Here is a 252-nt window from a genome sequence, read left to right as displayed (position 1 = left end):
AGAACGGATAGAGCGGCGCCGTCGTGGAGTCGAGGACGTGGATCGACCCGCCCGCGCTCACGTACTTCGTGCTCCCGCACTGGATGCCGAAACCGAGCAGTGCGGAGGACGTCGGATAGGCGTTGAGCCGGTCGTCGGTCGTGAAGCTGAACGAGGTGAAGCCGGCTTCGAGCGCCGGGTCGAACGACGAGAACGGAATCTTGTTCGTCACGCCGTTGACGAGGTACACGGTCGCGTTGCCCGAGCTGCGGA

General features: G+C 64.7%; 1 protein-coding gene. It reads right to left on the bottom strand.

Annotation, left to right across the window (positions count from 1 at the left end; genetic code table 11):
• The coding region (locus AC1RPT_RS08180; RefSeq protein WP_481763055.1) for a hypothetical protein at nt 1-252 on the bottom strand (252 nt) is incomplete at both ends.

It is taken from the genome of Dellaglioa sp. CoH-56-MRSF-11 (assembly GCF_056782135.1).
This window is presented reverse-complemented; position numbering and strand designations above follow the sequence as displayed.